Here is a 13,407-nt window from a genome sequence, read left to right on the forward strand (position 1 = left end):
CAACCGGCTGCGCTTGAACTTTCTAGCGCGACCCGCCTCATCTACCTCAGTATTTTCTTACCGTCTGATCCTCTAGAGCGTCGCTCCGTTGTCCCGTCTGGCGTCCCGTTGTGCGCCTCAGCGCCGCCGGTGAGGGGGGTTCTACGGTTAGTCGCAGGTACCCGCAACCCCTTTTTTTCGTAAACGTCATCTTTTTTTCAAATTTCTATTTTTCCCTGCAAAAATATGTACTTACGTCTCTAAAATTTCAATAATCGCCCTAATCTGGTAATTTTCTTGCCCACCGCATACCTAATACACCCCCACATATTGGGTTTTCCACCGGGTTATCCCCAAGAGGCAGCAGACTCACCCAGCGACTCCCTCCAAATTTCGGATAATTAGGCCTTCCTCTCCACCAGATTCCCCCAAAATCGCGATTCTTCCGACTCGGTTCGTGAATTCTGAGCGAGTCGGCTTTGAATCTTGGTTGGTTGGCAAACAGATCAAAGAGACTCCCAATGAGGCCCTGAGCAGACCCAGGCAATCCCACCGCTTCCGCTGTGGAGAAAGTTCATCCCCTTAAATCTGACCCGGAAGCGCCCTTCCGGTCTGGGTCCATCACTAGCGAAATCGATTCAGAGCTATCGACCTGTTCGGAAATCCCTGTGCGTCACGTCTTGGGTGAACGCGCTTTCTGTTTGAATCGCACAAACAGAAGCAAAAGGATGATGGCCAGAAAGATCATGGGCCGCACTTGCCAACCTTTGACCAGCATCAGGTAATGCAATCCTCCAAGGAAGGCGATTGGATAGGTAAGCTTGTGCAATTGACGCCAGGATGTCCCCAATCTACGAACCGAGGCATTATTGGATGTCAGCGCCAAAGGGACCATTAAAATGAAGGCCGCCATTCCAACGGTGATGTAGGGGCGTTTCAGGATGTCTGCCCAAACCCGATCAAGGGCCTGAACGTCCAGCACCGCCCAGGTCAGCAAATGCACCAGTACAAAGAAGAAGCAGCTTAGACCTATCGCGCGGCGGAATTTCAGGAGGCTTATCCCGCTAAACCGTCTAACTGGGGTTACGACCAGCCCGGCCACCAACATATAAAGCGCCGCCTCACCCAAAGCATGTTCCAACGCCTCAACCGGGTTGGGGCCCAACTGTCCATCGATACCCAACCAAAAAAGCCATAGCGTATATATTAGAGAGCCAACATAGATCAGCCCGGCTGGTACCGCCCGAACAGGTCCATTGATAGCGGCAGCAATACTCACATTAGCCTCTTGAGCAACCAAACCAATTTAGAGCGATCAGTGATGTTCCAACAGGTCCATGCCTTCATAAAGGCTGGCCACTTCTTCTTCGTAGCCGTTGAACATGAGTGTCGGCGTTTTCTCGGCAAAGAGCCCCTGTCCCAGAAGCTGCTCGTATTCCTGCGACCAGCGCGGATGAGATCTGTTCGGGTTCACATTAGAATAAAAGCCATATTCGCGTGCGCTATATTTATTCCACGCGGTCGGCGGTTCATCCTCGGTCAACGTAATACGCACAATCGACTTGATGGATTTGTAGCCATATTTCCAAGGCACGACCAACCGCAACGGCGCACCGTTCTGATTGGGAATGTCCTTGCCGTAGATACCGGTCGCCACAAAGGTCAACGGATGCATTGCCTCATCCAACCGCAACCCTTCGACATAGGGCCATTCGATCACAGGTTGCCGAACCCCGGGCATTTCATCAGGGCGCAGCGCGGTTTCAAATGAGACGTATTTTGCATTGCTCTGCACCCCTGCCAACTCCAGCAGGTCAGCCAGCTCAAAACCATTCCACGGCACGATCATCGCCCAGCGTTCGACACAGCGGAAGCGATAGATCCGTTCTTCGATGGTCATCTTCGACATAATGTCTTCGAAAGCATAGTCACCGGGATTATCTACCAGCCCATCGATTTTTACGCTCCAGGGGGCCGTCGTCAGCATATGCGCATATTTGACGGGATCACCTTTGCCAGTTCCGAACTCATAAAAGTTATTGTAGCTGGTGATATCGTCCCAGGAATTAGGTTCACCAAGGCCTTCGCCCTTCCACGGCCCCATCGCCAGCGCTTGCCCACCCACGCCACCGGCGACAATGCTTCCGGCAAACCCTGCCATCAACTGTCGCCGATTGAGAAACGCAGCCTCACAAGTCACATCACTTTCCTTCAGGGTATTCTTCCAGCGATAGGCCATCTATGTCTCCAAAACACAGCTTTAGTTCACACAACTTACTATGCCACTAAATCCATCAGGGATTTCTGGCAAAACAACATCCCTCACAATGAGTTCGATTATTGTAACAATAGCATCTCTACGCGACCGGTTCTGCGCTCAAGGCATGTCCGCCGCGAAATACGCCCGGATCAGCCTTCAGAGATAACATCTTTGTGACTGGAAGTCGAAAATCGCCCGGGCTTAGGCGCAAGGCCGATCAAGTCAAACGTCATCGGCGACTTTCCCCGGCGATCCAAACTAATTGCAGCGCCGTAGTTAGCGCAGATGTCACTCAGGCATCATGCACTCAACGTGAAAGGAACTCTGAATGTTTCGTAGAACTTACCTCGCCCTGACTGCCGCCGCCCTGATCAGCGGCCCCGCTTTTGCCGGAGACATGAAGAAAGATATCGTCGACACTGCAATGAGCGCCGGAAATTTTGAGACCCTTGTTGCCGCCGCGAAAGCCGCCGATCTGGTCGATACCCTGAAGGGCGATGGCCCCCTCACTGTCTTTGCCCCGACTGATGAGGCATTTGCAGCACTTCCCGCTGGTACGGTCGAAGACCTGCTGAAGCCAGAGAACAAAGACCAGCTTGCCGCAATCCTGACATATCATGTGGTGCCGGGCAAAGTGATGTCGGGCGATCTGTCTGACAACATGACAGCCACCACGGCCCAGGGCGGCGATATCACCATCAACACTTCCGATGGTGTGACCGTGAACGGCGCTAACGTCGTAAGTGCTGACATCGAAGCATCGAACGGCGTCATCCACGTTATCGACGCGGTCATTCTGCCAGAATAAGCCGTACTGGTTTCGGCCTGAGGGCGCAGATTTCTGCGCCCTTTTTCGTTTACCGTTTGTGAATCACCGCAACCTGATCTTTGCGCCCCTTCTGATATCGTACCGGTTCGACGATACAGCCAGAAATATCCCCGCGGAGCGCATTGAACTCGGCGGCAATGGCAGGGTCGGAATGCTGGAATTCTCGATGATCCAGCCAACTGCGGAACAAGGCGGCGGTTTTGGTGATGCCGGGTTTTTCATATGGCTTGGGCTGCCAACGCAAATCCTCAATGACATAAAGCCCGCCAGATTCGAGGCGTGGGAAAATCTCCAGAAAGGCATTCTGCTGGTGATGGCTCGCGTGGCTGGCATCATCTACCACAATCGTGGGGGCCGGGCTGATTTCTTCAATCGCTTTCGTGATCTCGGTACGCACATCCATATCGCAGCGATGGAAAGTAAAGCGATCATGCTTGAACCAGCTGAAATCCGAGACATCCAACCCATGAATATGCGCCTTGGGGAAATATTCCAGCCACATGCGGATTGACGGCACATCCGTGGTCTCACGATCCTTGTCGATCCCATGCTCGGGCCCGCCAATCAACAACCCCATCTCCAGGAAATTGATCTTCCGGCCCCGGTAGGGGTGAAAGAGCATATGATAAAGCTCGGTGTACCGATGCTTGGTCGATCCCTTGTCCGATCCGTACCTGTCGGCTAGATCGGTCATGTTCTCACCACCCTTGCCGGTCACGGCGCGTGGCACCGGGGCCGCGACGGGCGCGGATTTCACCTTGGCTTTTGCGGGTTTGCTCTTTTCCTTGGTTGCCTGCATTTCTGCCTTCTCCTCGCGCGACATGACCGGTGCGGCGTCTGTGTCGATTTGATGTTTTTTCAAAAGCATATCCATATAGCTGCCCTCGCCCGGAAGCCCCCCGCGCTTCGACAGGAATTCCCGGACCCGGCGCCCGTAGAAATGGATCGAATAGGTATTGGGCGTGACCACGGCCTCCACCCGGTCTTTCAACTTGGGCTGCATCAATTGACGCCGCTGGCGGAACCCGACCGGATACAGCCCCTCAACCGGTAGGGCATATTTCGCCTCACCGGTCTTTTGCAGATAATGTGTCACCGCATGCGGGCCCCAGACGCCCCAGGCCATTTCACCCACATGTACGGGCTTGCCCTCATCTTTCAGCTTTTGCAGCCGCGCGGTTTCCTCGGCCGACGCCCATTCTGGAATGCCATATTCATCCTCGGTCATCTCCAGCATCTGCCCCAGGGCATCGCTGTCGGGCGGCAGGCCCAAAACGCCGCCGTTGATATGTCGCTTGCTTTCCCAACCAAAGAAATGCCCGGTCTCGCTTTCGAAGGTCTTGACGCAATAGGCATCCAGATCAGCCCAGATCATCCGGTCATTCTGTTGCAGCAGGTGATAACGGAATACGTCCGAGAAAAGCGCAAAGCTGCCAGTACGCCCATGCTGAATGAAACGGTCGATTTTCAGTACCGTATCACCATGTACCAGCTCTACCCCGTCCGGTACGTTCTGGACGTCCTTATAGTGGTAGAGTTTTACGTGGTGCCCGGCATCCAGAAACGATTGCGCGCACAGCACCTCGACATAGCTTAATGCGCCTTCGACCCACAGCATGCCGATTTCGTAATCCCTGCTCATCTCCGCCCTCATTTATCTGCGTGCCCTTATTCGCCAAGGCACGTCATTTTTTCGTTAACTTCTACGTGGACCCAAGACACCACGCAAGAAAATCGATCCTTTGTTCCGCCGCGCGCCAAAGAGTGTTGCAAACTCACGCATCATCCGCCCGCAAAAACCGTACTCCGTCCATCTTTGCGATTGCACCGATATCACGCTCATATATCCGCATCAGATGGTTGCGCTCATGATCGCTCCAGGGGTCATACCCCGGATACACGTCACCTCGCGGAAACCGTTCCTGGATCTCGACCCGTTTCTCCAACGCCGCGTCTCCGCCAATCCGGCTGATCTCGATCAGCAACTCCTTCACCGCCCGATGTGATGCCGAAGGTCGCCCGCGCGAGCGTTTGGGCTCCACCAACTTGCCCACATCTATATCGGGGCCGCACAGGTTCTGAATAATCCGCTGCGATAACTCGCCAAAGTCCTCATGCCGCCACAGGACCAAACTTGCGTCCGGAAAGGCACCGCGTACAACCTCGATCAACCCCGTCCAACTAGGCAGGTTCGACAGCAATTTTTGCTTCATCTGTGTCTCGGAGATGATGTTGTCCCCACTGGCCGAACGCAGGAACTCCACATAAGCCGACGCAAAAAAATCAGCGTAGTTGCGCAACGCCAGATGCACCTCATGCACCTTATGGGGAATTTCTCGCGCAAAAATCGGGATCAGCACATCACGACGCTGATAAAGAGCGCCTGCATTCACACACTGCCCGCAATGCCCCGGCATGTTTTCATCCGACAGGATGATGCGGTCGCCGCGTTTTGCACGTATCTTTTTAAAGAACTTGCGGGTCTGCTTGCGCAGCTTTTCGTCCGGAAACTTGGTGCGATAATTTAGCCCCAGCTTTTCATATCCGTTCAGCTGACAAGGATAGGTAAACTCTTTGCGTGTGTCGCGGTGGTGCACGTAATGCACGCCGCTCTTGCTCATGCGCCCGGCATTGCGCTGCAGGATCGACTGAACATAACTGGTCGCTGTCTTGTGAACCCCGCCATGAATCACGACATGCGGTTCAGGCCGAGACATCTTCGGCCTGCGCCTCTGTCACATCCGGCGCCGCGTTGATCTTGCTGATCCGGTCACGAAACTCATCCCAACCATCACGTTTCATCAGATCCTTGATCTTGCCGCGATGCCAATCACAGGCACCTTCGTGCAATCGCGCCAGTTCAGGATCTTTCAACAGCCTGGCCATCTCGGCCCTGAGTAACGGCAATCTGGCATGGATCGAGGTGTCGCGCGTGCTGTTGTAATTCATCGTCGACCAGTAATTCTCACCCTGATCGTCGCCCACGTGATTGGTCCGCCCCCGGTCGCGCTTAACCAGAAAGCTTTCGACCGATCGCACCGCATAGTGATGCAGCCGCACCAGGTCATGCGTGAAGGCACCGTGGGTTTTCCAACCGCCTTCCAGATAGCTGTCGGGCATCGGACGCCCGCCACCATCGACCCATTTCACATCGCCCTTGTCCAATCGAAAGGCCGGACGATGGATGCGCAACCTCTCCAACCGTTCGGATCGACGCACCAGCGTTTTCATGCCCCGCGCCCGGAAATTGGGGTATTCATCCTCGCCCAGGCAGCAATCGAACTGCTCGGTCACGAACCCTTCTTCATAGGCCATCCGACCGCTATTGCCGAAAAGCTTCCAGCAGACCGACACCGCATCGGCATCGCCCACGGCGGCGAAAAGATCGTCCAGACGGCCCTTGCCCACCCGCACGTTCAGAAACTCATCGCAATCCGCACAGATCAACCAATCTGCATTCTGAACAAGCGGTTCGGACTGGCTGACCCGCAAGGCAGTCCGCTGCGGGCTGCCGCCTTTCTTGAACTTGTTCTCGCGATGCTGCGCCAGGCCCAGTTCCTGCAAGCGATCGGCGATCTTGTCGGTATTGTCGTCGCAATCATTGGTGTAGATCAGAAAGTCGGTGAATCCGATGGCCCGGTTGTAGGCCACCCATTCCAGCATGAACGGGCCTTCATTCTTCATCGTCGTGACAATGATCCGGCTGCCCATATCTTTTCTGGCAATTCGCGCTGGGGCTTTCCCACCGGTGTTTTCCGGCGGCACGATCCGCGCCTGCTTGCCAGCCTCATCAGGCCGTTTCAGGTTCTTGATATATTCGGGTTGCGCGGCCAAACCGGCCTCAACTTGCTTCACTGGTTCAGCGTTTGACTCAGGCGTATCTGCCCCTTCACCGGCCACCGCATCAGCACGTTTCTTATTGCGCAAGCGAATACGGAAGGCCTTATCGATCCGTTCACCCAGTTCAATGCGCCCCATTTCGCGGAAATAGGCGGACAAAGACCCCCTGTACCACGGCAAATAGCGCCGTGCGCGATAAAGCCGATAGAATTCCAGATCCGTCAGCTCATCAAAAATACAATGGTTCATCACTGGTTTCAGGGCATCTATCTTACGTAAGAACACAGCCGTCTTGTGGTTCGAGAACCAACAATTGAACACCCGGATATTGTCGCCCGAAAACCGATCAACATGCTGCTGATCCAGCTCGTGATAGGGGTCGTAAAAAATGTTCACCCGCCCCAGCTTCTTGGTCAGCTTCGCCGCATCGCCCAGGGGCAGCGTCCAATCCTGCCGCTGGCCGTTTTCATACCGTGTTTCCCAGGGCACCAGATCGGGGTTCAGCGTGCTTTGCGGGTTGACCGATACCACATGCGCACCTGGCACCAGCGACCCATAGGCAATCGCGGCATAGCCGCCCATCGAAACGCCCGCAAAAACAACCCGGTCATAGCGGTCGAAAAACCCATCCTTCGCCAATTGTTTCATCCGGGCGATCAGATCAGGATCGCGATACCAGTCGCTGACATGCGCCATGATGCCCAAATGCGAAATCTGCTCATCCTGCGCGTATTTGAATGCCCATGGTTCCCGCTCAACCGAAGTATCGCCGACATTCGACAGATTATCGAACGTCACCAACAACCGGCTCACCGGGCGGCGCACAAACATCAGACTGTGCCGTAAATTCTTCTCCAGAAACCCTTCACCCTCACCGCCAGGGCGCAGCTCGTTCAGCCATCTCGGGCCCAGCTGGGAGTCATCGGGTGCAGGTGCCTGCTCTGCCATCGCTCAATCTTCGTTCTTTGTCTTGGGGCCGCCGTGTGGGGCGCTGCCGATGCCAGTATAGGCATTGCGGTCAAATCCACGCAACAACAGTCTCATAACTCCACTATTGTTTCATTAATCGAAACACGGATGTCACATCCTCTCGGTAGATATGACACCTCTCACCGCGCGCCCCGAGCACGAGACCGAAGGTCGAGGACGAGAGATCATGCGTGCGCGACAGCGCACTCCTTCAGGAAAAAGCCGAAAAGAAAAACACCCCACGAAAGATCTCGCGGGGTGTCCAAGGTAATATCAGTGCACAACAGCATCTTCAGGCGGTTGCCGCCCCGATGTGCCCACCCGGTCACCGATGATCAACCCTTCGGACCCGGCACTGACAGGCACCACGGCCCCGTCCAGTATATCGCCCGCCAGCAGCATCTCGGCCAACGGGTTCTGCACAGCGCGCTGAATGACACGCTTCAAAGGTCGTGCACCAAAGACCGGATCATAGCCTTCATCGGCCAGCCAACTGCGTGCCGCCTCGTCCATCTCCAGAGTGATGTTGCGCGCCGCCAGACGTTTGGCCAACCGCGCCAGTTGAATATCGACGATTCCGTCCATATCCGCACGGGCCAAACGGTCAAAGATGATCGTCTCATCCAGACGGTTCAGGAATTCAGGGCGGAAATGCGCCCGCACCGCATCCATCACATCACGCTTGGCATCACTGGCATCTGCGCCCTCAGGCAACTGGCTCAAGGCCTGCGCCCCTAGGTTCGATGTCAGCACGATCAGCGTCTGCTTGAAATCGACCGTGCGACCCTGACCATCGGTAAGCACACCGTCATCCAGCACCTGCAACAGCACGTTGAAGACATCCGGATGTGCCTTTTCGACCTCGTCGAACAGCACCACTTGATAAGGCCGACGCCGGACCGCCTCGGTCAGCACACCACCTTCATCATACCCGACATAGCCCGGAGGCGCCCCGATCAGACGGGCGACCGCGTGCTTCTCCATGAACTCGCTCATGTCGATGCGCACCATGGCACTGTCATCGTCAAACAGGAACTCGGCCACCGCCTTGGTCAGTTCGGTCTTACCCACGCCCGTCGGCCCCAGAAACAGGAACGAACCCAAAGGGCGCCCTTCATCATTCAAGCCCGCACGCGCCCGGCGCACGGCGTTGGCCACAGCCTTGACGGCGTTGTGCTGACCGATCACACGCTTGTGCAGACCCTCTTCCATACCCAGAAGCTTTTCACGTTCGCCTTCCAGCATCTTGGCAGTCGGAATACCGGTCCAGCGCTCAACCACCTGGGCAATTTGCTCTGGCCGCACCGCCTCTTCCACCATCATGCCGTTCTCCTCGGCCTGCTCGGCTTCCGAAAGCTGCTTCTCCAATCCAGGAATGACGCCATAGGACAACTCTCCGGCCTTGGCCAAATCGCCCTCGCGTTTTGCAATCTCCAGCTTGGCACGGGCATGATCCAATTGCTCTTTGAGATCGCGGGCACCGGCCAGCTTGTCGCGTTCCGACTGCCACTGCGCCGTCATCTCGCTCGAGCGTTCCTGCAAATCCGACAGCTCTTTCTCAAGTTTCTCCAACCGGTCCTTTGACGCCGCATCATCTTCTTTCTTCAGCGCCTCTGCCTCGATCTGCTTTTGCAGGATCTCACGGTCCAACGCATCCAGCTCTTCGGGCTTGCTGTCCACTTCCATGCGCAGTCGGCTCGCGGCCTCATCCATCAGGTCGATGGCCTTGTCCGGCAGGAAACGGTCGGTGATATAACGATGCGACAGCGTGGCCGCCGCAACCAACGCGCTATCACTCACCCGCACCCCGTGATGCAGCTCGTATTTTTCCTTGATGCCGCGCAGAATACTGATTGTATCCTCCACCGTCGGCTCCTCGACCAATACAGGCTGGAACCGCCGCGCAAGCGCCGCGTCTTTCTCCACGTGTTTGCGGTATTCATCCAGCGTCGTGGCACCGACACAATGCAGCTCTCCCCGCGCCAAGGCAGGCTTGATCAGGTTGGCCGCATCCATGGCGCCATCTCCCTTGCCCGCGCCGACCAGCGTGTGCATCTCGTCGATGAACAGCACAATCTCACCGGCGGCAGCAATGACCTCGTTCAGAACCGCCTTCAACCGTTCCTCGAACTCACCGCGATATTTCGCACCCGCGATCAACGCGCCCATATCGAGCGAGAGCAGACGCTTGTTTGCCAGACTTTCAGGCACATCGCCATTGACGATACGCAGCGCCAGTCCCTCGGCAATCGCAGTCTTACCCACGCCCGGCTCACCGATCAGCACAGGGTTGTTCTTGGTCCGGCGGCTGAGAACTTGCATCGCGCGGCGAATTTCATCGTCCCGACCGATGATTGGGTCGATCTTACCCTCTTCGGCCGCCTTGGTCAGATCATGTGCATATTTCTCAAGCGCCTCATAGGTATCTTCAGCGCTTGCCGTATCGGCTTTGCGGCCTTTGCGGATATCGTTGATCGCCTCGTTCAGCTTTTGCGCCGAGACAGCCCCGGCCTCCAGCGCGTCCTTTGCCGGAGATTTGACAATTGCCAATGCGGTCAGCATCCGTTCAACCGGCACAAAACTATCCTTGGCCTTGGTGGCCAGCTTTTCCGCCTCATCCAGAACCTTGCCTGTCTGGCTGTCCATATAGACCTGCCCGGCATCGCCGCTGACCTGCGGGATCTTCCGCATCGCGGCATCCAGCGCCTCGACCACGCGCTCGGGCGCGCCGCCCGCACGTTTGATCAGATTGCTGGCCAATCCTTCGGTATCGTCCATCAAGGCTTTGAGTATATGTTCGGGCGCCAATTTCTGGTGGCTTTCCCGCATCGCGATCGTCTGGGCGGCCTGAATGAAACCGCGCGACCGCTCCGTGAACTTCGATAAGTCCATGGGCATTCTCCTTTTTGCAAGCGTTACCCCGGTGGCGCACCCTGCGATAGGCATGTGCCGGTCGGGAACCTTATGACCTAAATGGGTAACAACTGCGTTATCTTCAAGCCAGCAAGACAGCAAAAATTACACCGACAAACATTTTCGTGAATCCTCTTGGAACTTCATCATCCTGTCATACTTATCAACATAGTTATCCACAGGCCCATCAGAGGCTCGAGCAGAAGGAAGTTAGAAATGCGTACCGAAAAACTGCAACTTTCGGACATCCGCTATAATCCCGAATACAGCGCCTTTGAGGCGATCGTTAAGATTCATGATCGCGGCGAAAGCTATGAATATCCCACGCATATCGTCGCGCCGCTTCAGGCCGAGTTCAGCCTGATTGCCCGCGGGCTTGTTGAAAAGGCCCATCGCGCGCATCAAAATGAAACGCCGACCCTTCGTTTGCGCAAGGCTACCGCACCGGTTCAGACCGTGAACCGTCCGGCGCCCCGGTTTCGCGAAACGCCTCTGATGATGCGGATGCTGCGCGCACTCGCCGCCTGATTCCTCAACGTCACAACAGCAAAACGGCCCGTCCTCAGACGGGCCGTTCGCATTCAAGCAGCATCGAAACTGCCCGACATGATGCGGTTTAGGCCGCGTTCTTTCTTTTCCGCAGCAGGCGCAAGCCACCAAGCGACGCAACACCAAACAGACCCAACAGGCCGGACGCCGGCAATGGTACCGCAGCCGGCACTTCGCGGATCGTGATCGTCGCCACCGAGAACGCATTGCGATCTGCGGTGAAATCGATCAGGTCGCCATTCAACGTGCCCAACGGTGTCTGGGCACCGGCAAATCCTGCGAAGGATTCCGCCGCGTGGATCACACCATTTTCGTCGGCACCCGCATCCGCATCCTGACCGACCACAAAGGCCGGACCACCCAGCAGGTCATTGATCTCGGTGCCTGCATCCCACAAATAGGCAGCCGTCACGTTGATCACACGCTCGCCCAGGAAACCGCCGCTGCCATCGAACAGCGAAAAGGCCAACGGATCGTCATTGCCCAGAAACGTGTCATTTGACGGCACCAGCATCGACAGGAAGGTGAAGTAGCGGTTCACCGAACCGTCAACGTCGATGGTTGCACGGGTGGTCTCACCGGGATCGACGGTGGGCGGGCCACTACCCGGCGCCGTAACAACGGTCGCGACCGAATCAGGCGATACCGCCAACCGCTCGTCCGGCAACAGGCTGGGGCTGCCAGTTTCAGCGATCCGCTGAACGCCCGCACTTGCGTTGTCGCCTGCATTAAACGCGTCGAAATTGCCGTCATGGAAGGCCGAATAGACCGGCGTGATCGCAAACCCGCCGATCTGCGCGGTATTGGTGATCGTAATCTCCAGCGTCGTGGCCTGCGCCATTGTCGCAAGCGACAGCGCGGCAACTGTCGATGCAACGGCATGTCGCCCGATATCTTTTATTCTGAACATAAGAAGGTTCCTCTCTGAAAAACACCGCCAGAGAAGCCCGGCGGGTTGGGGCAAAATGCCGTGTATTCAAGCAGTTCGGAAAACACGTCTGCTGACTTTGCCGTGGGTATGCTTGAGCATTTCGTGAAGGTTTCGTGATCACCTTCGGCAGCGTTGCGGCCTGCGCCCCCGCATCCCCGCTTGACGGCACAAGCCCCGCTCGCGAAAAGGGCCAAACCCCAAAGTGAAAGGCCCGCCCATGTCCGATGACCGCCTGATCGTTGCGCTCGATGTTCCCAACGCACTCCAGGGCCTGCAACTGACCGAACAACTGGGCGATGCCGTCTCGTTCTATAAAATCGGTCTGGGCATGCTGACCGGTGGCGGTCTGGCCCTGGCGAATGAGCTCAAGCAGGACCACGGCAAGCGCATCTTTCTGGATATGAAACTTTTTGATATCGGGGCGACGGTCGAAAATGCGGTACGCGGTCTGGCGCAGTTCAATCTCGATTTCCTCACCGTTCACGGCGATCCCCACGTCGTGCGCGCCGCCAAGGAAGGGTCCGCAGGCAAGGAATTGAAAATCCTGGCCGTCACCATCCTGACTTCGCTTGACCGGAACGATCTGGATGCCGGGCTGATCCGCCCGGGGGACGTGCCCGAGATCGTCCGCGAGCGTGCTGCCCGCGCCTTCGATGCCGGTGCCGATGGTGTCATCGCATCGCCGCAGGAAGCAGCAATGATCCGCGCGCTTCCAGAGGCTTCCAGCAAGCTGATCGTGACCCCAGGCGTTCGCCCCACAGGTGCCGAGCTTGGTGATCAGAAACGCGTGGCGACACCCGCGCAGGCCATCGCCGATGGTGCGGATCACATCGTCGTGGGCCGCCCGGTCTGGGCCGCAAACGACCCATCCGCCGCGGCCCGCGCCATTCTGGACGAGCTTTCCAGCTAAGCGGCTGTTCCCTGACGGAGTTCGCGTACGCTCACACATTCGAGTGATGCGCTCAGGGCGCGCAGCCCTTGGGGTTTCACCCCAAACCCCTGCGCATTGCACGAAAGGGAAGCTTCCCCGTCTTCACAGTTCCAAAATTCACTTGCCAAAGACAATCCAAACATTTCCCAGCCAGACAACATCCGATGGGCGCGTCACATTCAAGGCAGCTCCCGAGGCGGACGGCG

General features: G+C 56.6%; 10 protein-coding genes. 3 read left to right on the top strand and 7 right to left on the bottom strand.

Features of this window, described 5'->3' with window-relative positions:
- Positions 1-652: 652 nt before the first annotated feature.
- Positions 653-1,258, bottom strand: coding sequence for a protein-methionine-sulfoxide reductase heme-binding subunit MsrQ (msrQ, locus tag Q1B27_RS06815; RefSeq protein WP_367181341.1), 606 nt, complete (start codon positions 1,256-1,258; stop codon positions 653-655).
- 36 nt (positions 1,259-1,294) lie between these two features.
- A complete protein-coding gene (gene msrP / locus Q1B27_RS06820) occupies positions 1,295-2,218 on the bottom strand; it encodes a protein-methionine-sulfoxide reductase catalytic subunit MsrP (protein WP_299845592.1) in 924 nt (307 codons plus the stop codon).
- A gap of 349 nt (positions 2,219-2,567) precedes the next feature.
- On the opposite strand from msrP, the gene Q1B27_RS06825 reads away from it, so the two are divergent.
- Positions 2,568-3,047: a fasciclin domain-containing protein gene (locus tag Q1B27_RS06825; RefSeq protein WP_299845595.1), complete on the top strand. Its 480-nt coding sequence runs from the start codon at positions 2,568-2,570 to the stop codon at positions 3,045-3,047.
- Positions 3,048-3,096: 49 nt separating this feature from the next.
- Here Q1B27_RS06825 and Q1B27_RS06830 read toward each other — a convergent pair whose 3' ends face one another.
- The 4 genes from Q1B27_RS06830 to clpB form a co-directional block, all read right to left on the bottom strand.
- Positions 3,097-4,710, bottom strand: coding sequence for a hypothetical protein (locus Q1B27_RS06830; protein ID WP_299845598.1), 1,614 nt, complete (start codon positions 4,708-4,710; stop codon positions 3,097-3,099).
- Between the two features lie 133 nt (positions 4,711-4,843).
- Entirely contained in the window at positions 4,844-5,785 is a 942-nt protein-coding gene (locus Q1B27_RS06835) for a hypothetical protein (RefSeq protein WP_299845601.1), read from the bottom strand.
- Positions 5,772-7,856: a glycosyltransferase family 2 protein gene (locus Q1B27_RS06840; RefSeq protein WP_299845604.1), complete on the bottom strand. Its 2,085-nt coding sequence runs from the start codon at positions 7,854-7,856 to the stop codon at positions 5,772-5,774. Before Q1B27_RS06840 ends, Q1B27_RS06835 begins: the two co-directional genes overlap by 14 nt.
- A 294-nt stretch (positions 7,857-8,150) precedes the next feature.
- A complete protein-coding gene (clpB, locus tag Q1B27_RS06845; RefSeq protein WP_299845607.1) occupies positions 8,151-10,769 on the bottom strand; it encodes an ATP-dependent chaperone ClpB in 2,619 nt (872 codons plus the stop codon).
- Positions 10,770-11,006: 237 nt separating this feature from the next.
- Between clpB and Q1B27_RS06850 the strand changes: the two genes are divergently transcribed.
- Entirely contained in the window at positions 11,007-11,318 is a 312-nt protein-coding gene (locus Q1B27_RS06850; RefSeq protein WP_299845610.1) for a hypothetical protein, read from the top strand.
- 88 nt (positions 11,319-11,406) lie between these two features.
- Here the strand turns inward: Q1B27_RS06850 and Q1B27_RS06855 are convergent, their stop codons facing one another.
- Positions 11,407-12,249: a spondin domain-containing protein gene (locus tag Q1B27_RS06855; RefSeq protein ID WP_299845613.1), complete on the bottom strand. Its 843-nt coding sequence runs from the start codon at positions 12,247-12,249 to the stop codon at positions 11,407-11,409.
- A 238-nt stretch (positions 12,250-12,487) separates the two neighbouring features.
- Here Q1B27_RS06855 and pyrF point away from each other — a divergent pair, with 238 nt between their 5' ends.
- Positions 12,488-13,180: an orotidine-5'-phosphate decarboxylase gene (gene pyrF / locus Q1B27_RS06860; protein ID WP_299845616.1), complete on the top strand. Its 693-nt coding sequence runs from the start codon at positions 12,488-12,490 to the stop codon at positions 13,178-13,180.
- Positions 13,181-13,407 lie beyond the last annotated feature (227 nt).

This window comes from uncultured Roseovarius sp. (assembly GCF_947489715.1).
Lineage (GTDB): Bacteria > Pseudomonadota > Alphaproteobacteria > Rhodobacterales > Rhodobacteraceae > Roseovarius.

Bases quoted from the DNA above. Each gene is read 5' to 3' on its own strand.
- Q1B27_RS06830 (WP_299845598.1), bottom strand. From the start codon at position 4,710: ATGAGCAGGGATTACGAAATCGGCATGCTGTGGGTCGAAGGCGCATTA.
- Q1B27_RS06835 (WP_299845601.1), bottom strand. From the start codon at position 5,785: ATGTCTCGGCCTGAACCGCATGTCGTGATTCATGGCGGGGTTCACAAG.
- Q1B27_RS06855 (WP_299845613.1), bottom strand. From the start codon at position 12,249: ATGTTCAGAATAAAAGATATCGGGCGACATGCCGTTGCATCGACAGTT.
- Q1B27_RS06840 (WP_299845604.1), bottom strand. From the start codon at position 7,856: ATGGCAGAGCAGGCACCTGCACCCGATGACTCCCAGCTGGGCCCGAGA.
- Q1B27_RS06825 (WP_299845595.1), top strand. From the start codon at position 2,568: ATGTTTCGTAGAACTTACCTCGCCCTGACTGCCGCCGCCCTGATCAGC.
- msrP (WP_299845592.1), bottom strand. From the start codon at position 2,218: ATGGCCTATCGCTGGAAGAATACCCTGAAGGAAAGTGATGTGACTTGT.
- Q1B27_RS06850 (WP_299845610.1), top strand. From the start codon at position 11,007: ATGCGTACCGAAAAACTGCAACTTTCGGACATCCGCTATAATCCCGAA.
- clpB (WP_299845607.1), bottom strand. From the start codon at position 10,769: ATGGACTTATCGAAGTTCACGGAGCGGTCGCGCGGTTTCATTCAGGCC.
- pyrF (WP_299845616.1), top strand. From the start codon at position 12,488: ATGTCCGATGACCGCCTGATCGTTGCGCTCGATGTTCCCAACGCACTC.